This window comes from Phyllobacterium sp. SB3 (assembly GCF_040009165.1).
Classification (GTDB): Bacteria; Pseudomonadota; Alphaproteobacteria; order Rhizobiales; family Rhizobiaceae; genus Phyllobacterium.
In genome coordinates this window covers 99911-118003 of the sequence record NZ_JBDYKI010000006.1, presented here as the reverse complement: position 1 = coordinate 118003, position 18093 = coordinate 99911, and the positions used below count along the sequence as shown (strand labels likewise).

The window sequence follows — 18093 nt, the reverse complement described above, 5'->3', positions numbered from 1 at the left end:
TCAGTTCTCTCGAAGTTTGCTTGGCTAGCGCAGTGCGCCAACCAGTTTGAACCAGAGCATGGACTAGCTAGGCAGCGTTGCCCAGGAACTGGCGGAATTCCTTGGTTTGAGGTTCGGCGAAAATAGCATTCGACGAACCCGCTTCATGGACAAGTCCCTGATGCATGAAGACAGTCGTTGTGGCCACCTTACGGGCAAATTCCATTTCATGGGTTACGAGCAGCATTGTCATGCCATCAGCTGCAAGTCTTTCCATGACGACAAGCACTTCCTGGGTCAATTCAGGATCAAGCGATGACGTGACCTCGTCGAAGAGCATGACCTTGGGCTGCATTGCCAATGAGCGGGCAATGGCTACACGCTGTTGTTGTCCGCCCGAAAGCTGATCGGGATAAGCGCCCTGCTTTTCCAGCAGTCCAACCTTGCTAAGCATTTCCAAGGCAATGCCTTCAGCTTCGGATTTTTGTAGTCCCTTCGATAGTCTGGGCGCGAGCGCAACATTCTGAAGAACCGACATGTGCGGAAACAGATTGAAACTTTGAAATACAATACCGACATCCTTGCGCAGATCGCGCAGGGCAGCGGCGCTGTAACTCATCTTGTGTCCGGCAATCTCTATTCGTCCGCTTTTGATCTGCTCCAAGCCGTTCAGGCACCGCAAAAGCGTGCTTTTGCCTGAGCCGCTTCGACCAAGTAGCGCGACGACCTGACCGCGCTCAACCGTCAGAGAGACACCCTTCAAAACCTCAAGTGGGCCAAAACTCTTTCTTAAATCTTCAACTTGCACGATAGGCATTGAACTTGACCTCAAAATGTTTGCTTGCAACCGAGAGCGGATAACAAATGGCAAAATAAATCGTCGCAACGACGATGAAGACACGAAACGGCTGGAATGTTGCATTGTTGATAAGCTGGCCTGACCGAGCGAGTTCGACAACGCCGACGATCGACACAACCGAGGTATTCTTCACCAGCTGGACCAGAAATCCCACGGTGGGCGGCAGAGCAATTCGGATGGATTGCGGCAGGATAATATGGCGATATTGTTGACCCCGCGTTAGAGCAAGCGACGTCGAGGCCTCCCATTGCTGCAGAGGAACCGATTGGATCGCGCCGCGCCAGATATCGCCGAGATAACCGCTTGCATAGATCGAAAGCGAAATCGACGCCGCCACGATAGGGCTCAGATCATATCCGGCCTTTGAAAGCCCATAATATGACAGGAACAACAGGATGAGCGCGGGGATCCCCTGCACCACAGTGATATAGGCTGCGGCAGTCGCTCGCAGCCATGGAAACACCGAAACTCTTGCCAGAGCAACGATCAAGCCGAGGATGCCGCCGAGGATGCTGGCAGCTATTGTCAGCACCAAAGTCCAACGGGTCGCGGTTATCAGGAACCAGAACTCCTGCAATCCGAAATCACGTATCATGATTGTGCGTCCTTCAGAATTGGACTTGTCATGGCGCTGGCAGGCAATAGCGGCTTTCGGGTTCTTCGCCCGAAAATGTAAGAGCCAGCTGCAAAAAGTCCCACTTTCAATACGATAGCGAGTGCGAGGTACATGAGACCGGCAATGATATAGGTCTCGAAACTGCGGAAGGTGGCCGACTGAATGGTATTGGCCGCGCCGCTCAACTCTTCAACCGAAATAAAAGAGCATACGCTGGAGGTGAGCATGATCAGAACAAATTGACTGACCAGCGATGGCCAGACTTTTTGCACGGCGGGTTTCAGAACAATATGCCGGAAGATTTGCAGCGGGGTCAAAGCAAGTGCCTGCGCTGCCTCGATCTGTGAGCGATGGATGGAATCGATGCCGGCACGGAAAATCTCGGTCGAATATGCTCCAAGATTGATTGTCATCGCAAGAAGGCCAGCTTCCACGGCGGTGACTTTTACGCCGAAAGAGGGCAACCCGAAGAATATGATGTAGAGCTGCACGAGAAACGGTGTGTTGCGGATCAGTTCGACATAGATATTGGCTGGCCAGCGCAATTTCGGTGGCGCCATGCTGCGGAGCATCGCGACTATAAGGCCAAGGGAAGCGCCGCAAACAATGGCTATGAAGGACAGCTTGACAGTAAGCCAAAGACCCTGGAGAAGCGCCGGCAAGCTGGCGATAACGGGTGCGAATTGCAGATCAAACAATGATTGGCCCTCCCAGGCGAGGAAAAGCGAGCGGCCCGTGCTGCTCGCTTGTTCTTTAGAAGACAGGCATGGCAGGAAGCTTCTTTCCGGTCCATTTGGTAGATATATCGTCAAGTTCGCCGCTTTGCTTGATGAAAGACAAAGTGGTGTTAAGCCATTGCTTCAGTTCGAAAGCGTCTTTGCGCACTGCAATTGACATGAACTGGTTAAAGAGGGTGAATTTCGGCTCGAATGGCACATCCGGGCGAGCCTTCTTCAGCTCTCCATAAACCGTATCAGGAATGGCGATAGCATCGACCTGCTGAGAAATCAGCGACTGCATGGTCGTGGCATCATCCTCAAAACGGGTGATTGCAGCATCTTTGGGAGCAAGCCGATCTAGAGCTGCCTCCTGGGGAGTGCCTCGCGAAACACCGATCTTCTTTCCAGACAGATCTTCCAGTTTGCCGAGGGTGCTATCCTTGGGGGCAAGGACCACGAGCTGGAACGTGCTATAGGGCATCGTAAACATAACCGTTTGAGCACGTGCCGGGGTCGGCGACAAGGTCGCAACGACGATATCGACCTTTTTTGAATCCAGCGCCGGAATGCGGGCCGCGGTCGTATAGGGAACGATCTCAGCCTTCACGCCAAGATACTGGGCAATAAGATTTGCCGTATCGACATCGTATCCAACCGTTGCTCCGCTGGCATCGACCATGCTGAAGGGCGGCGCGCCCGCATTGACACCAATCCGCACTTTGCCGCTGGCAATGATTTCATTGACGGATTGGGCATGCGCGCCAAACGCTGCAAAGCAGCAGGCGATTCCTGCAATCAGTGAAAGTATTAACCTGTTCATAATTTTCCTCCCGAAAACACTAGGTTAGTGGCCCTGAGCCAGTCATTATCGACAGCGAAAGCCTCGCATCGCCGGCAAAACACAAAGCTCTCGAATTTCTTCTCTTGATCAATGTGTGAAATCGTTTTCTTAAGTTTTAGCTCGTTTGTCAAGGATTTTAATCGGATTTTCTGACCTGACTGTCTAAAATTAGATTTTCTGAGCAAACGATTTCTTTTGCGCGTTCCGGAGCGCCGCGACCCCCGTCGCGATTTACCTCCCCTTGAAATTTGGGGGCCGCTTTTCCTTGAAGGATCGCAGCCCTTCCATACGATCTTCCTTGGCAAAAGCCTCTATATTTAACTTTCTCTCATGCCTAATTCCTTGCTCAAGCGGCATCTCAAAGGCCGCGTTGACAGCGCGCTTGGCGAAAGGAGTGATTGCAACAGACATGGTGGCAATCGCCGACGCCAATTCCAAAGCCCGGGGAAGCAGTGTTTCAGCATCGACGGCTTCGGAAACTAGACCCTTACGCTCGGCAAGGTCGGCATCGATCATCATGCCGGTCAGGATCATTTGCATCGCAAAGGACTTCCCCACCGCACGCGGCAGGCGTTGCGTCCCGCCATCCCCCGGGAAAGACCCTATCTTGATCTCGGGTGTTCCAAATTGCGCGCCCTTTGCCGCCAGAACGATGTCACAGAGGAGAGCAAGCTCCAGCCCGCCTCCCAAGGCATATCCGTTTACTGCTGCTATGATTGGCTTGGGAAAGCGTTCAATCTGCGTCCAAACGGAGATACGTTCGGGGTCCGCATAGGAATCCACCCCGCGTTCGAGCATGTCGGTTATATCCGCGCCCGCGGCAAAGGATTTACCATGACCTGTCAATACAACGCATCCCACCGCATCATCGGTAGCAGCATTATTCAAATGAGCCAGCAGTTCAGCCAGTAATTGCTTGGACAGTGCATTCAACTTCGCGGGCCGGTTGAGGGTCAGAAGAAGAACTCCCGACACCGGGACATTGGCCAAAACAAGGCCTTGATCGACGATATCGGCGGTGCCGCGAATGTTCTGCATTCCAGAATTCTCCTTCAACCATCATGTTGATTTATGCAGCCTTATAGACCGTTTCCGCCGTGAGCCCGGCAAGCTTCAGCATTTCCTTGATTTTACCAATCTCTTGCGGCGTCGGCTTCATAAGCGGTGGACGCACATGCGCTTCCTTCATTCGACCCAACAAGACGAGCGCCTCTTTCATGCGGTTATGCATATCGAGCAGCGGCGCATCATAGAACGCCCGTACCGTTGGATAAATCCTGTCATTGATTAAACGCGCGGTTTTCAGATCGTCAGATTGTACGGCGTTGAACAATGCAACCTGCAAATCGGCGATGATACTGCCAGCACCGGAAAGGATTCCATCGCAGCCAAGGGCGAGTGAACCGAGCAGCCAGGCGCTATGTGTCGTCAAAACATTGACGGGCTTGTCGAGCGCATGAAGCACGCGGATCTGACGTTCATGCTGGTTTCCGTCGCCGATCTGATCCTTGACAGCGCGTATTGTCGGGAACTTCCGGCAAAGTTCAAGCAGCGTCTCGACGGGATAGGAGAGCTGCGATCCCAAAGGAAACTGGAAGAGAATGATGGGAAGATCGCTTGCCTCTGTAATGTGACGCAAATGCTCAAAAATCATTTCTGGACGCATATGCCCGCCGAGACTCATGAATGCCGGTGGGAACACCAGAAGGCCGTCCGCCCCCTCTTTTTGCGCATAGGCAGCCAGACGCCCTGCCTCAAGGCTTGATTCGGTGCAGATACCGACAATCGTTGCAACGCGGTTCTGCAGCGCGTCTTTGGTGACCACGACCGCCCGTTTCTGTTCGTCGATGGTAAGTGCGTGAACCTCTGCCGCATGACCGTTGATGGTAATGCCCGCAATCCCTGCAATCGAGACAATATCCGCGAGATGAGCGCGATAGGCGAGCTCATTGATGCCCATGTCAGCATCAAAGGGCATCAGGCACGCGGGGATTACCCCTTTTGGTTCAAACCTGTGAGCACTCATTTTGGTCTCCTTTTTTGGAATGGGAACTTGCTCTGTCTTATGTTGAACAGCGCCGAATATGGCAGGTAAGAAAACGATTTCTCAAGTGTCCAATCTAAAGGCGTGGAATATGCATCCCACCGCCAATGTTGTAAATGTCGCCCGTGCTGTAGGGTATTCCTCCGGTCGCAAGCGTTCCTATCGCGCCGGCGATATCGGAGGGTTGCCCCCAACTTTTAAGCGGGCATATCGCACCACTTTCAATGCTCGGCGAATAACGCTCATAGACATCGGCTGTCATATCCGTCTCTATCAAGCCAGGACGAATTTCATGGACCCGGATGCCTTCATCGGCCAGCCGCACGGCAAATGTCTGCATGGCCATCGATAAACCGGCTTTAGAAACGCAATAAGCACCCTTTTCCGGTGATACGAGGTGGGCGTTCGCGGAGGTGATGGTAATGATCGATCTCACCATTTCCGGACGTGCTTCAGCAATCATCGCGCGAGCAACTTCCCGCGTTAGAAAGAACGTTCCGCGCAGATTGACGCCGACAAGCCTGTCAAACTCGGCTTCGGTCGTATCGAGGAGATCTCCACGAATGGAAACCTGAATTCCGGCATTGTTGACGAGACACGAAATCGCACCGAGATCGCGCGTCACACGCTCAACCACGGCCGAATGTTGATCCGTACGGGAAATGTCCAAGGGAAAAAACGCAACGCGCTGCCCGGTGGCGGCGACAAGCGAAAGTGTCTCGTCAACCTTATCGTCATGGGCAAGATCGACAAAACCTATGTCGAATCCACGACCTGCCAACTCCAGACAGACAGCTCGACCAATTCCCCTGCGACCACCGGTGACCAGCGCTACACCGCGTGTATTGATCCCAGCTTTACGGTCCGTCGGAGAAACTTCGACCAGATTATGCATTATACGGTCTCATCCATTTCATTGGCCAAGCGAGAGGCTGCAATTGCTCCCGATGAAATCAACTTTTGAGTCTCACTCTGCGAATATCCAAGTTCGCTCATGATCTCACGTGTATGCTCGCCGATCTCCAGCGCAAGAACGCGAAGCTCCGGCACCTGCCCGTCATAACGGTTTGGGTGATTGACCAGATGTACCGTTCTGCCGCGAACGGATACTTTCCTGAAAATGTTCATATGTTCTATCTGCGGATCGTTCAGCAGATCGTCATAATTATTGACGGGGGAAAACCAAATGCCATGCTTGTCGAAGCATTCCGTCAGTTCCTTGACTGTGAAGTTCGCGGTTGCAGCGGCAACCGCCCGTGCAACCCGGTCGCGCTCGACGTACCGATCCACACCGATCAACTGGCGAAGTTCCTCGCTATCAAGTGCTTCTGCTAACGTCTCATCACTACAAAGCGAGATAACAACCTGACCATCTTTTGCCGGGTAAACACCATATGGCGCTGCATGGAACCACGTAGCAAGACTGGGTTCACGTTCCATACGGTCCTGCGTGATCCCTCCGGCATAGTAATTCACCAGAGCTTCACCCTGGAGATCAATGGCAGAGTTGATCAAGCTTGCTTCAACCCTTGTGCCCTTGCCTTCCCGCTGAAGGCGGAGCAAAGCACCCAGAATCCCCATGGCAAGCAATGCGCCTCCATGCTGATCCACAACGGCGGCCCCCACAGCCGCGTTACCTCGCGCCGGTGCCCCGGTCGCGCTGATCAGCCCCGAGGCAGCCTGCATCAAAATATCCTGCCCGGGCTTTCCCGCCATGGGTCCGCTCGAACCATATCCGCTGGCCGATGCGAAGATCAGGCGCGGATTGAGCCTTTTCAGTTCCTCATCGGTGAAGCCCAATCGTGCAAATACCCCCGGGCGAAAGTTTTCCATCACGACATCGGCCTCGGTGATGAGGCGTGACGCTATCGCGTGCCCCTCTTCCGATTTGAGATCGATACCGATAGAACGCTTGTTGCGGTTTGCGCAGAGATAAAATCCGCTCACACCTTCGATGAAAACGTCGGCGCCTGACCAGTGACGCTCATGCGCACCAAGTACGGGCTCGACTTTGATAACGTCAGCACCCATATCCGCAAGATACTGCGCTCCCGCAGGGCCCTGCAAAAAGTGGCAAAAGCTGACGACCTTAATCCCAGAAAGCAGCACAATTCTCTCCTGGCTGTTCACACGGCAAAACGGACTTGCCGCTAATCAATGTCTGAGAAATCGTTTTCTCACCCCGCCTGCTCGAAGTCAAGGGGAGGCTTGCGTTTCCGGGCCAAATTATTGATGAGGAAGACGCTGGCGGCTCTAGATTTGGGTGTGGCTCAGAAAACGATTGCTGAATGATCGAGAGCTTAAGAAACCATGTCGGAGGAATGCATCAGCGAGGGCGAGAACGACACGATTGCATTTCGTATATCATCCGGCCATGGACGCGATTTATAATCCTCTGTGTTAATATGCACCAAAGTCAATTTGGATTCGAACCGTAAGTTATCGCCTGGAGACGCGGTACTCAAAAGTTTAGCGCTGGAGTTTCCGAGGCGTGACACGGCCAGATCGAGATGCAACACTTCACCGAGCCTGCTGGGTGAATGGAAATCAATTGAAAGCGAAGCTACCGGGACCGCGCTATTCATCTTGCAGTGTATGTCAGCAAAGCTGATATCAACTAGCTCGGCGAACCAATCTTCAACGGTGGCATCTATCATCTCGACATAGCGCGGATAGAATACAATCCCCGCGGGATCGCAATGTTGAAACCGGACCAGCTCTTGCCTTCGAAACATGATTACCCCGCGGGCCCGGTACTGCCCCGAACAATCAGCCGCGTACGCAGCTCTGTCACCGTGTTGACTTCCTTTTTGGCATTGAGTTGGAGCAGCACTTCCGCTGCAGCCTCGCCCATTTCGCGTGCGGGCACATCGAGCGTGGTCAACTCAGGAGAAATTAGCTCGGCAATCTCAAGATTATCGAAACCCACGACCGAAATATCGTCCGGAATGCCGATATTTGCCGACCTGCAGTATTTTATACCACCCACGGCGAGGATATCGCTGCCGCAAAAGACTGCAGAGGGCCTTGGATGGGTTTGCATAAGCGACTGCATGGCGGCGCGGCCATGTTCAATCATATACGGTGCCTCGATCACCACGACACTTTGCCGGTCGATACCCGCTTCGGCAAGAGTATCGAGATAGCCTTCGCGACGCTGGGTTGCACGGTCATTGCCGCGGGTGATGCCAGCAATCATGCCAAACCGGCGATGCCCGAGACCGAGGAGAAAACTGGCTGCCGATGCGCCTGCAATCCTGTTATTAAACCCAACTGCCGCATCTCCATCACCGAAATCACAGGTATAGGTAAACAACTGACTTACCCCTGCACGGCGCAAATAGGCCAGCATTTCGGCATTGTGTTCAGAACCCACGAGAACAATCGCCTCGACGCCTCGACTGACAAGAAGCTTTGCCTGCTTGCTTTCACGTTCCAGGTCGTAACCCGAGGTATTAATGATCACCGAGGTGCCGCTCTGAGCAAGACGTTCCTGAAGAGCGTCTACCATCTTGGCGTAAATTGCGTGATCCAGGGTGGGGATAATAACACCCACCAGATGAGTGCTCTGTGACCGCAGGGCCCTGGCAGAAGTATTGGGTGTGTATCCAAGCTGAGCTGCAGCGGCGAGCACTCGCTCTTTTTCCGATTGGCCTACGGTCGGGTTTCCGTTCAACACCCGCGAAGCGGTAGCAATGGAGCATCCAGCACGGAGCGCCACATCTTTCAATTTTACGACTTTGGATTCGTTTACCGTTTGCCGGTCGGCATTACTCAAAGCATTCCTCCGAAACCGCTCGGCCCCAGCGCTTGGTTCAACAATCGCCACACCGATTCTCACGCCGAATTGTTCATTTACACGATTCAGCTGATTAAGAAAACGATTTCTTTCGCTTGCATACCGCCGGACCCATAGTATCTCCGAATCCTCCTCTCACGGCAAAAGACTTTCATACTGGGGCTTTCCAGATATGCGCCGATTTACGGATTGCGACCGGATGGATCGATGTTCGAGCTATGTTGACAGCATCATTGAGCGCGACGTCTCCGCAGTCCATTCCGTCCGCAAGCCAGACGCGGCGCGGCGGTTGATCTATCAAGCGGCTTCGAGAACTGGCCAAGAACTCAATGTCGGGAAGCTTGCGAGCGCTTTGGCCGTCCGACGTGAGACTGTAAGCGATTATCTTGACGCACTCACACGACTTGGCGTCGTCCTGCGTCTTGGTACTTGATCATCCGCAAAAGCGAAACGGGAAGTCAAGTCGCCGACTTCATATCAAGGATACCGGATTGGCCACTGCCCTTCGGGGGTGAGGACTCCAACAGCTTCGGCATCGACGCCGACCCGACGGCCTTCGGCTCCCTTTTCGAAACCTTCTTCTTCACCGAGCTGGAGAAAACTTTGCCATTTCTCTCCAAGCGCCGGTCATTGTGGCACTGGCGCGCCGATGTCCGTGAGATCGATATCGTTGCAGAAGCGCCGGGCCGCTTGATCGCGCTGTTCGAAATGAAGGCAACATCCAAGATTGATAAAGGTGATTTTCGCCACATCGATTGGTTTCTCTCGGAAGGTCCAGGAAAAGGCTATCGTGGCGTTGGATTTGTCGTCTACCTCGGAGAGCACCTATTGTCTTTCGGTCCAGGGCGGATCGCCTTGCCTGCGTCGATGCTGTGGTCAATCCAAGATCTACGACCGTCTTCTCGCGCTTAGGAAATGCCACTTTCCAAGTCAAGTCAGTCCGTTAATCTCAGGCTGGTGGCATTTGCTACCGAACGGCGAATTTGTCCAACGCCTGAACAGACAAGCATTTACAACTCGAGGAGATTGCTTGGGTCTGAGGCATCTCGAAAGGGAGGTTCCAGTAAATGAGGATAGTTGGCAGCCATATGGAAATTGACCCAGGCTTCAATGAACCACTGTGTTTCGAATCTGGCTGCGTCAAAATTTGGCTGAGTCAAATCAACCCCCCCAGGAAAACTAAACTCTTCGGAGAGGCTTGTCCGGTTCGCCAAAAATAACGATGACAAATCATAGTGGCGAAGCCCAACTCCAAGCGCTGAATCAGATAGTCTGATTTCGACGAATTCAGCCTATGAATGCCACCTAGCCAGCAGTCTGCTTTCCACTGTACGATGCCTTGCGGGGACGATTTTGTCGACCTCTTGCGTTGAGGTTGGAAAACTCCCTGCACGGTGTGCGTAGTGGTTTCTCTTGTGTGCGATCGCGGAAGTGAAAGACGTGGCCGTCGCGGCATTGAGACAGCCCCGCGTGCTTGGATGCAATGTCTTGAGTTATCTGGGCATCTTGCCAATACCATGCTCTGGAATGCCACCACTGTCCCTTGGCACCGATGCAAGACAGGGTGTCCAGTGCGCGGCTAGCGTGGATGACTGTTAGGAGTGCACTTGAAAGCGCACTGGCCAAACTGGCTCCATGCCGGCTGTTATGACTCTTGCTTGACTTAGCCTGTGCCATGCCGAGCTGGTGTTCAATGTTCGCGACAGCTTCCAGGATGTTTGTGATCGCAGGCCAGCTTCATGGCGATTGATGTTCACACCGCCGGAATTTATGTTTTGAGCCCGGGTAATTTCCGAACTCCTGCGTGGATTGGCAGGAGGACTTCAAAGGCGAACATGACTGCGGAAACACGACACGGTCTCCGCATTTGATCGGCAATGGTCGCTTGGGACTACAGCAACTTCAAGTCTAGCTGGCTATGTCCTCCAGCTTTCGTCCACGGGTCTCGATCATTTGCGAAGCCGCCAGTGCTCCGATAGCAGCGACGATAGCAAACATAACGAATACTGCGCCAATCCCCTCCCGGGAGACCATATAACCAACCAGAGCCGGACCGACCGCCGAGGCCAGCCGCAGCCATGATGTGGCAATCCCGGTACCGAGAGCGCGCATGCGCGTCGGGTATATCTCGGGAGTGTAGAGATAAAGGACAGCGTTGACGGACCCGACGATCCCGTAAGCGAGCGTCGCCAAAACAATTACCATTACAAGATTGTCCTTTGCACCAAACGCCAGCGCCGCAAGCAACAGTGCCCCAATGACGAAGGATGCTACGGCCCAGTTGCGGCGGCCAATCCTGTCAATACAGAAGGCGCAGACCAAAAGGATGATAACCTGAGCGACGTTGGTCATGGACGCTGCCCGAAGCGACGTGGCGAGATCGAGATTGTAAACTGTATGATAAAGCGTCGGCATCCAGTTGTTGAGGCTGTTGGCGACGAAAAATGCACAGGCCCACAATGCCCATGCTATTACGGTGCGCGCCCGGAAAACCGGAGAAAGCAATTCCATCCAGCGGCCTCTTTCTGATGGATTTGGCGTGTCCTTCAATGCCGAAGACTCTGGCACTACTGGTGTATAAGGTGCCTGAGGCTTGAAATCCGGGTATGTTTTTACTGCGCTCCTTTCAGCATTTGAGATGGCGGCATCTGCCTCCTCCAGCCTGCCTTTGGCAATCAACCAGCGTGGCGATTCTGGCAAGCGGAACAGAATGAAGGCCAGGATGAGGCCAGGAATTCCACCGATCAGGAACAGTGACTGCCAGCCGAACATGGGGACCAGAATAGTGCCCACCTGCCCGGTAACCATAAGCCCTACAGGGAAAATCATCTCATACAACATGAAGAATCGGCCCCGGCCCTCGGCCCGGGAAAGCTCACTGATATAAGCTGCAGCAACCGGCATCTCTCCGCCAACGCCGATACCCTGGATGAGGCGGCAGACAAACAGAAGCGGGAAACTTCCGGCGAAAACACAACCCAAACTCATTACCGACATGATCGCTGTTGCAGCTGCAGCACTGGGAACGCGGCCATAGGCTTCGGCAAGGCGGCTGAACAGTAAAGCTCCGACAAGCTGCCCGATATAGCTTGCGGCGATCAGCCAGCCGATGTCCGCAGGTGTCAGGCTCCAGAGTTTCACCAGAACGGGAAGGACGAAGGCGAGAGAAAGCGCGTCAAATGCGTCGAGGAATGTCGCGGTGCCCATGGTTATGCGCGCGCGCCTGTGCCAGCCAGAAAACGGGATACGTTCAAAACGGCTGATCAGGTCGTCGGTGCGCGTCGGATGATCAGCTGCGAGTAACCGGTCGGCCTTTGCGATATGAACGGGCGAGCTTGCGCCTAATATGATCTCGTTGCCCCGCATTTTTTCCTCCCAGATGTTTTGCGTATGGCTTCTCTCTGAATTTAAACAGAGCTTAATCCGTCGTGAATTTCTCCATCGGGAATGGTTAGGGGCTATGGGTTCCATATACCCGCCCGATCAAGTCCACTATTTTTGCTGCCACAGCATCCGGGCACTCTATTGGTGTCAAATGCCTTGCTCCGGGCAATACGGTCAGTGTGGCATCCTTGATTGCGTGCTGAAGCTCGCGAGCCGCATCGACTGGCGTAGCATAGTCCTCCTCGCCAACGATGACCGCGACAGGAGCCTTGATCTTTGGCAAAAATCGCCGCAAATCGGCATCGCCCAGCATCACGCAAGTCGCTGCATAGCAGTCGAGATCATTACCAGTGAAGACCTCCATTGCCGCCTTGACGCGATCGGGATTTTCCTTGCGAAAACGGTCTCCGAACCAGCGTGTCACCTGAAAATCGGCAAGGCCCCGAAGCCCCTCCGCCTGCGCTGTTGCGGCGCGCTTGCGCCAGGTAGCCGGCGCGCCCGTACCATACCATGCCGTTGTATCGATCAGTCCGAGACCACGCAGGCGCTGCGGATATTGTGCCGCGAAGGCCTGCGCCACGCAGCCGCCCATCGAGCAGCCGACGATGATAGCTTCATGCCACCCCGCATCGTCGAGCACGTCGGCGATATCATGCCCCATCATCTCAATGGAATAGGGTCCCGGGGCATGGTCGGAAAGACCATGCCCGCGGCAGTCGACAGCGATAATTTCTCCATGGGCGGTCAGTCTTGGGAGAACGTCGTCCCAGACACTTCTGTCGAGTGCCAAAGAATGAATGAGGACGATACGCGGAGAATTATCGATTGCCTTCGGGTATCTGGAATAGGCGGCCGAGACACCGTCTCTCATACGCGCCTTCCGATGCTCGACTGCCATGCCGGAACCACTATCCATGACGGGCCTGAACGCTGCGGTTGCCATATCAGCCTGCCAATGCCAGATCGTCGGCATCCACAAGCGGGACATTCCATGCATCATAGCCATAGAGCCACGATGTATCTTCGTTACCGCCGGACATCCAGGTATTGGCGCTCGATATCGCCTGGATACGCGAGGTACGCGGCTTTCGGTTGGCTTCGTAGCGTCGGAATGCAGCCTCGATATCGTCGTTATCGACGCCATCGAGGCAACGTGCGAGAACGGCGGCATCTTCGATAGAGGTGGCCGCACCCTGCGCCATATAGGGCGTCATCGGATGGCAGGCATCGCCAAGAAGGGCAACACGCCCGACGCTCCAGTGCGGCAGCGGTTCGCGCTCGAGGATCGCCCATTTATGACAATCGGGGCAAGCATTGAGAACCATCTGGACTTCCGGGTGGAAGCCCTCATAGGCAGCACGCAACTCGCGCACATCGCCCTTGGCAGACCAGGATTCCTTGGTCAGCCAGTCGGCAGGTTCCGGCACGCTGGTAACGAAATACAGTGAGCTGCGATCGGCGGCCGTATAGTAAATGACAATATGGCGATCGACACCCCACCACTTGGTGCGGGAGGGGCGAATTTCACCGCCATTCATCAGGCTTGCATCGAAGACCGCGCGGTAGGCAATGCGCCCACGATGAATGGGCTCGTCGGGGCCTACAATGATATCTCGCACCAGCGAGTGCACACCGTCAGCACCGATAACGGCATCGGCGCGCGCTTTGCTCCCGTCCGCGAAGGACATCGTGACGCCGCTGTCCGACTGGTCCAATCCAACCAGCTTCTTGCCGAGATGCACGATTTCCGGTGGCAATACCGAGTAAAGCGCATCATGAAGGTCGGCACGATGCATACAAAGGAATGGCGCACCGTAAAGGCTTTCAGGCATTGGCAGCTCGCGCTTGAGCTCCCCCGTATCCCACACACGATTCAAATGCGAGTAGGGTTCAAAGGCAATCGAACGAAGCTTCTGCTCAACGCCAATACCACGCAACACGCGTGACGAATTGGGCAGCATCTGGATGCCGGCGCCTATGCGGGCGAACTTCGGAGCCTGCTCATAGACATTTACGTCGATACCGATCTGGCGCAGGGTGGCTGCAGCGGCAAGGCCGCCCATACCGGCTCCGATAATTGCGATTGATGGCTTAGGTTTGGTCATGGCTGACATCCTCCTCATGCTTCATTGAGCCGGATATTTCCTATGCCACTCCAAAAAGTATGTAAAATATTTATATTATCTGTTTTTAAAACTTTGTATGTTTATAAAAATGATCTGGAGGTTTGCATGGAGCTGCGCCATTTAAGATATTTCGTTGCCGTTGCTGAGGAAGGGAGTATCACCAAAGCTGCAGAGCGGTTGCACATTCAACAACCGCCCCTCGGGCAACAGATCAGGCTTCTGGAAGAAGAACTTGGGGTTCAATTGTTCGATCGCCTGCCGAAGCGCATTATGCTCAATGCAGCCGGTGGAGTCTTTTTAGAAGAGGCTCGCGCAGTTCTGGCCCGCGCCAGGGAGGCAATGGAGCATGTTCGACGGTTTGATCGTGGTGAGCGAGGCCGGTTAATCGTTGGCTTTACCAGCTCGGCCTCGCTTCACAAGCTGACACCCAGGATATTGCGGACGTTCCGTGACGAATATCCTTTGGCGAAGATTGAGGTCGAGGAGCGCGAAACCTATGAGCTCATTCTCGCGTTGCAGGAAAAGCGCATCGATGCGGCATTGCTGCACATATCCTCGGAAGGTTTTGCCGATTTGGAAAGTACGGTATTGGCGCGAGAGAACATGGTGGCTGCTATTCCGCGCGACCATCCACTGGCAGCGAACGAGCCATCGGAGCCGGTGACGCTGGCGATGCTCGCGGGTCAGGATCTCGTCATTTATCGCAGAGCCGATGGACCGGGCATTTTCGACGCAATCACGCGCGCACTTGATGCCGAGCACATCAAAGTCAATATCGTCGATCAGGTCAGTCGCCTGATTGCGGCAATCAATCTCGTGGCAGCGGGCCGGGGTGTGACCTTGGTGCCAGCTTCGATCCAGGTGCTTCACCGGGAGGCTGTTATCTACCGGCCAGTGTGGCAACACTCGCTGCCGCCCCTGCCGCTCTATGCAATTTATCGGAAGAATAACAGGCTGGCCCTGGTAAATAACTTCATCGCCAAAACCATCGAATTGGCTGGTATTGAATCGACCCCTTGATTGAGAAGTTAGATACTTCATACCCTTCCTTTGAAAATACCGATAATGCATGAAATTCGAAAGCTGGTACCCATTTCAACGTTGATAGCTAACACGCGCTCCTTCATCAACAACAAGAAAACGATCTCATATCCGGGATCATAAGGTGTTGATTTCCGCTCGGAACTGACCCGGTATTGCAGTGCATACTCTCGATTGCACGGCGATGCGGGTCTTCGACTATGGTTGTTCCACAATTAATAAAACGATCCGGCGCACGACGGGCATCATTACAAGAAGGCTGGGAAAAGCGACGAGCCATGATGCACCCCACGCATTCGCCCAACCTATTGCAAATTCTGGACCGAAGCCGACACTCATGATCGTTGCCACCGCCGAAACTATCGCCGACATGAGTATTGAAAGGATGAATGGCGTTACAAAACGGGCGTAGCGCTGAGGAAGTTTCCGCTTTTGTTTGTCAGGCATTCCAATCACCCTTTATTGGCTTGTTTGGTTGAGGCGTTCACCAGGTCTCGAATGTATTCGCGCAGTGAGCGGGGATTTCGTCCGAGCGCAGCCTTGAGCGTCAAACTATTTCCGCCAAGGCCAAACGATCGATAGTGTTCGTGCACTTTCGAAAGCAGATGAATCTGGTGATCGCTGTAAGGAAGTCGCGCTTCCTTTACCCATTCACCAAAACTTGGTTCAAGCGGCTCTATTGGATATCCCAATTCATCAGAAAGTGCGGCTGCGATTTCAACACGATTGTACATTCCGGCGCTGAGTTCGAGTGTAGCAAACGCCAGTGTATCCTGCGTCAAAGCTATCGCGGCGATCTCTGCAACGTCCCGATAATCCACGCGAGCAATCTTGACGTCTGCAGGAAAGGGTTCACTGAAAGCGTGCCTGTCGAGTATAGACGTCCAGGCAAAGCTGATATTTTGCATAAAGTTTGCTGGATGCAAGATCGTATATTGTAGTTTGGACGAATAAATAGCGTCCTCTACGGGAACCTTGCTTGCATGATTTTTGAGGCGAGTGTTTGTCGGCTGGATAACGGATGAGAATACAAACTTTTTGACCCCCGCTTGTTCCGCCGCCTCAACCAGAGCAACGCCCAAAGCGGCCTCGTCCAAGGCAAAGGCGGGGCCGATATGAAATACTGCATCGACCCCGGTGACAGCCCGGAGAAGACTGTCGCGATTGCGAAGGTCACCTAACGCGATCTCAGAAGCTCCGATAGACCGGGCAATCATCGCGCGCTCATCGTCTCTGACGAGCGCCCGTACGGTCGCCTTGCGCTTTACCAGTTCGGGCACAACAAGGTTGGCAAACTTACCGGTAGCTCCGATGGCAAGAACCGTTGGTTTCGCGCATTCCATCTGATATTTCCTCTGGCTGAACTTGATAAAAATAATTTAGAATATCTCGACTAACGTAACAATCAGCACTGTAAGTGATAAAGTATCCTTTTTATCGAGATAATCATGACCCGGATTGTAGACCTTAAATCCTTTGTCGCTGTGGCAGAGTATGGCAGCCTTACACAGGCTGCCCGGGCGCTTAAGCGCCCGCTGCAAGCTGTCAGCCGGTCGCTGGCTGCATTGGAAGCAGAAGTTGGCATTGAACTTATTCACCGCACCACGCGGCAATCCACCCTCAGCGAAGCCGGACGGATATTCTTCTTGCAAATAAAACCCGCTCTTTCGGAAATTGAGAGCGCGAAATCAGAGGCAATGGATCGCCGCTCTGCACCGTCAGGGACACTGCGGATTGGCGCTCCCGTACTGTTCGGCCCGGATTATCTGGTTCCCGTGATCGCTGGCTTTATGCGCGAAAATCCGCAGATCGAGGTGGAACTTCAGTTAACAGATGCGTTCTCAGACCTTGCCGATGACAGACTTGACCTCGTCCTGCGCATTGCCGATCTGCCAGATTCCGGATTGCAGGGAAAACGACTTGGCGAATTGAGGCGCGTCGTTTTTGGATCGCCTGCCTACTTTGCTCAACATGGCCGGCCAGCTCACCCCTCTGAACTAAAGGGGCACTCCTGCATTGTCAGAACTATCAATGACCGGTCCGGGCAGTGGAAGTTTCGAGCTGAAGGCAAACCGCTCACAGTTTCTGTACGAGGGGCGTTTCGAACCAATACTATGACAGGAGTTTATTCTGCTGTTAGAAGCGGCATTGGACTTGGCTACTCACCGCTCTGGCAAATCAAACGGCTCGTTGAGAACGATGAGGTTCAGATTGTACTGGAGCGTTTTGAACCCGACCCCGTGCCGATTCATGCGCTGTGGCAGGAAAATAAATTTCCGCCTGCAAAGGTTCGAGCATTTGTTGATTATCTGGCGCGGCAGTTGCGACTGTAAACGCTTCTTTAGGGAAAAAGCATCAGCGCCTTGGCAGGTGGCCGGGCAGTCTTTCATCAATTTGATCAGTCTGCCCCTTCGTCATCCGATCCGCAGATGCGTCCGGACTTCTATAACTGGGAACATCGGCCATTCTGCATTGCCCTGATCGAGGATCTTTCGTGCGTGGATACGAAGCAGGGAGTCATCATCGACACTGCTCATTTCGTCAATCACGCGCTTGAGAGCTTGCAGCACCCCGCGCCGCTTGACGATGAGTGAGGGTCGCCAAAGGCCCACCGTCTGAATTGTGGCAGATTGTGCCAGGCGGCGAAGCGGAGTCTTCGTTACGTTCCGAAAAAAGGGGTCAGTT

The 18093-nt window shown here is 53.8% G+C and carries 19 protein-coding genes; 5 read left to right on the top strand and 14 right to left on the bottom strand.

The genetic code is table 11. The features are described 5' to 3' along the window. Positions 1-67 precede the first annotated feature (67 nt). The 9 genes from ABKW30_RS21320 to ABKW30_RS21280 form a co-directional block, all read right to left on the bottom strand. Positions 68-796, bottom strand: a complete 729-nt coding sequence (locus ABKW30_RS21320) for an amino acid ABC transporter ATP-binding protein (RefSeq protein WP_348600937.1) — start codon at positions 794-796, stop codon at positions 68-70. Then, positions 777-1436: an amino acid ABC transporter permease gene (locus ABKW30_RS21315; protein ID WP_348601106.1), complete on the bottom strand. Its 660-nt coding sequence runs from the start codon at positions 1434-1436 to the stop codon at positions 777-779. Before ABKW30_RS21315 ends, ABKW30_RS21320 begins: the two co-directional genes overlap by 20 nt. After that, positions 1430-2152, bottom strand: a complete 723-nt coding sequence (locus tag ABKW30_RS21310; RefSeq protein ID WP_348600936.1) for an amino acid ABC transporter permease — start codon at positions 2150-2152, stop codon at positions 1430-1432. Before ABKW30_RS21310 ends, ABKW30_RS21315 begins: the two co-directional genes overlap by 7 nt. A gap of 55 nt (positions 2153-2207) precedes the next feature. After that, on the bottom strand, positions 2208-2993 hold the full coding sequence (locus tag ABKW30_RS21305; RefSeq protein WP_348600935.1) for a transporter substrate-binding domain-containing protein: 786 nt from the start codon (positions 2991-2993) through the stop codon (positions 2208-2210). 252 nt (positions 2994-3245) lie between these two features. After that, the gene (locus ABKW30_RS21300; RefSeq protein ID WP_348600934.1) at positions 3246-4052 is read right to left on the bottom strand and encodes an enoyl-CoA hydratase-related protein; all 807 of its coding nucleotides are present in this window, start codon (positions 4050-4052) and stop codon (positions 3246-3248) included. 31 nt (positions 4053-4083) lie between these two features. Continuing rightward, positions 4084-5040, bottom strand: coding sequence for a dihydrodipicolinate synthase family protein (locus ABKW30_RS21295; RefSeq protein ID WP_348600933.1), 957 nt, complete (start codon positions 5038-5040; stop codon positions 4084-4086). 94 nt (positions 5041-5134) lie between these two features. After that, positions 5135-5953, bottom strand: a complete 819-nt coding sequence (locus tag ABKW30_RS21290; RefSeq protein WP_348600932.1) for a 3-ketoacyl-ACP reductase — start codon at positions 5951-5953, stop codon at positions 5135-5137. Continuing rightward, positions 5953-7167 (bottom strand): CaiB/BaiF CoA-transferase family protein, encoded by a 1215-nt coding sequence (locus tag ABKW30_RS21285; RefSeq protein WP_348600931.1) that lies wholly within the window; start codon positions 7165-7167, stop codon positions 5953-5955. The genes ABKW30_RS21290 and ABKW30_RS21285 overlap by 1 nt, the downstream gene beginning before the upstream one ends. A gap of 628 nt (positions 7168-7795) precedes the next feature. After that, positions 7796-8836 carry a LacI family DNA-binding transcriptional regulator gene (locus tag ABKW30_RS21280; RefSeq protein WP_348600930.1) on the bottom strand — a complete coding sequence of 347 codons (1041 nt, stop codon included), beginning with the start codon at positions 8834-8836 and terminating at the stop codon, positions 7796-7798. A 220-nt stretch (positions 8837-9056) separates the two neighbouring features. Here ABKW30_RS21280 and ABKW30_RS21275 point away from each other — a divergent pair, with 220 nt between their 5' ends. Continuing rightward, positions 9057-9290, top strand: a complete 234-nt coding sequence (locus ABKW30_RS21275) for a hypothetical protein (RefSeq protein ID WP_348600929.1) — start codon at positions 9057-9059, stop codon at positions 9288-9290. After that, positions 9287-9769: a DUF4143 domain-containing protein gene (locus tag ABKW30_RS21270; protein WP_348600928.1), complete on the top strand. Its 483-nt coding sequence runs from the start codon at positions 9287-9289 to the stop codon at positions 9767-9769. Before ABKW30_RS21275 ends, ABKW30_RS21270 begins: the two co-directional genes overlap by 4 nt. A gap of 996 nt (positions 9770-10765) precedes the next feature. Here ABKW30_RS21270 and ABKW30_RS21265 read toward each other — a convergent pair. The 3 genes from ABKW30_RS21265 to ABKW30_RS21255 all read right to left on the bottom strand — a co-directional run bounded on the left by ABKW30_RS21265 (position 10766) and on the right by ABKW30_RS21255 (position 14346). Then, a complete protein-coding gene (locus ABKW30_RS21265; protein WP_348600927.1) occupies positions 10766-12223 on the bottom strand; it encodes an MFS transporter in 1458 nt (485 codons plus the stop codon). An 85-nt stretch (positions 12224-12308) separates the two neighbouring features. Continuing rightward, positions 12309-13229, bottom strand: coding sequence for an alpha/beta fold hydrolase (locus ABKW30_RS21260; protein ID WP_348600926.1), 921 nt, complete (start codon positions 13227-13229; stop codon positions 12309-12311). Continuing rightward, positions 13186-14346, bottom strand: coding sequence for an FAD-dependent monooxygenase (locus ABKW30_RS21255; protein WP_348600925.1), 1161 nt, complete (start codon positions 14344-14346; stop codon positions 13186-13188). Before ABKW30_RS21255 ends, ABKW30_RS21260 begins: the two co-directional genes overlap by 44 nt. Positions 14347-14472: 126 nt before the next feature. On the opposite strand from ABKW30_RS21255, the gene ABKW30_RS21250 reads away from it, so the two are divergent. Continuing rightward, complete coding sequence (locus ABKW30_RS21250) at positions 14473-15387, top strand: LysR substrate-binding domain-containing protein (RefSeq protein ID WP_348600924.1); 915 nt, start codon at positions 14473-14475, stop codon at positions 15385-15387. 219 nt (positions 15388-15606) lie between these two features. On the opposite strand, the gene ABKW30_RS21245 is transcribed toward ABKW30_RS21250, so the two are convergent. Together ABKW30_RS21245 and ABKW30_RS21240 are read right to left on the bottom strand one after the other, a co-directional pair. After that, positions 15607-15855 (bottom strand): DUF2798 domain-containing protein, encoded by a 249-nt coding sequence (locus tag ABKW30_RS21245; protein ID WP_348600923.1) that lies wholly within the window; start codon positions 15853-15855, stop codon positions 15607-15609. Between the two features lie 5 nt (positions 15856-15860). Next, positions 15861-16751 (bottom strand): NmrA/HSCARG family protein, encoded by an 891-nt coding sequence (locus ABKW30_RS21240; RefSeq protein ID WP_348600922.1) that lies wholly within the window; start codon positions 16749-16751, stop codon positions 15861-15863. Between the two features lie 105 nt (positions 16752-16856). Here ABKW30_RS21240 and ABKW30_RS21235 point away from each other — a divergent pair, with 105 nt between their 5' ends. Continuing rightward, positions 16857-17741, top strand: coding sequence for a LysR family transcriptional regulator (locus ABKW30_RS21235; protein WP_348600921.1), 885 nt, complete (start codon positions 16857-16859; stop codon positions 17739-17741). A gap of 30 nt (positions 17742-17771) precedes the next feature. Beyond that, a complete protein-coding gene (locus tag ABKW30_RS21230) occupies positions 17772-18002 on the top strand; it encodes a hypothetical protein (protein ID WP_348600920.1) in 231 nt (76 codons plus the stop codon). Positions 18003-18093 lie beyond the last annotated feature (91 nt).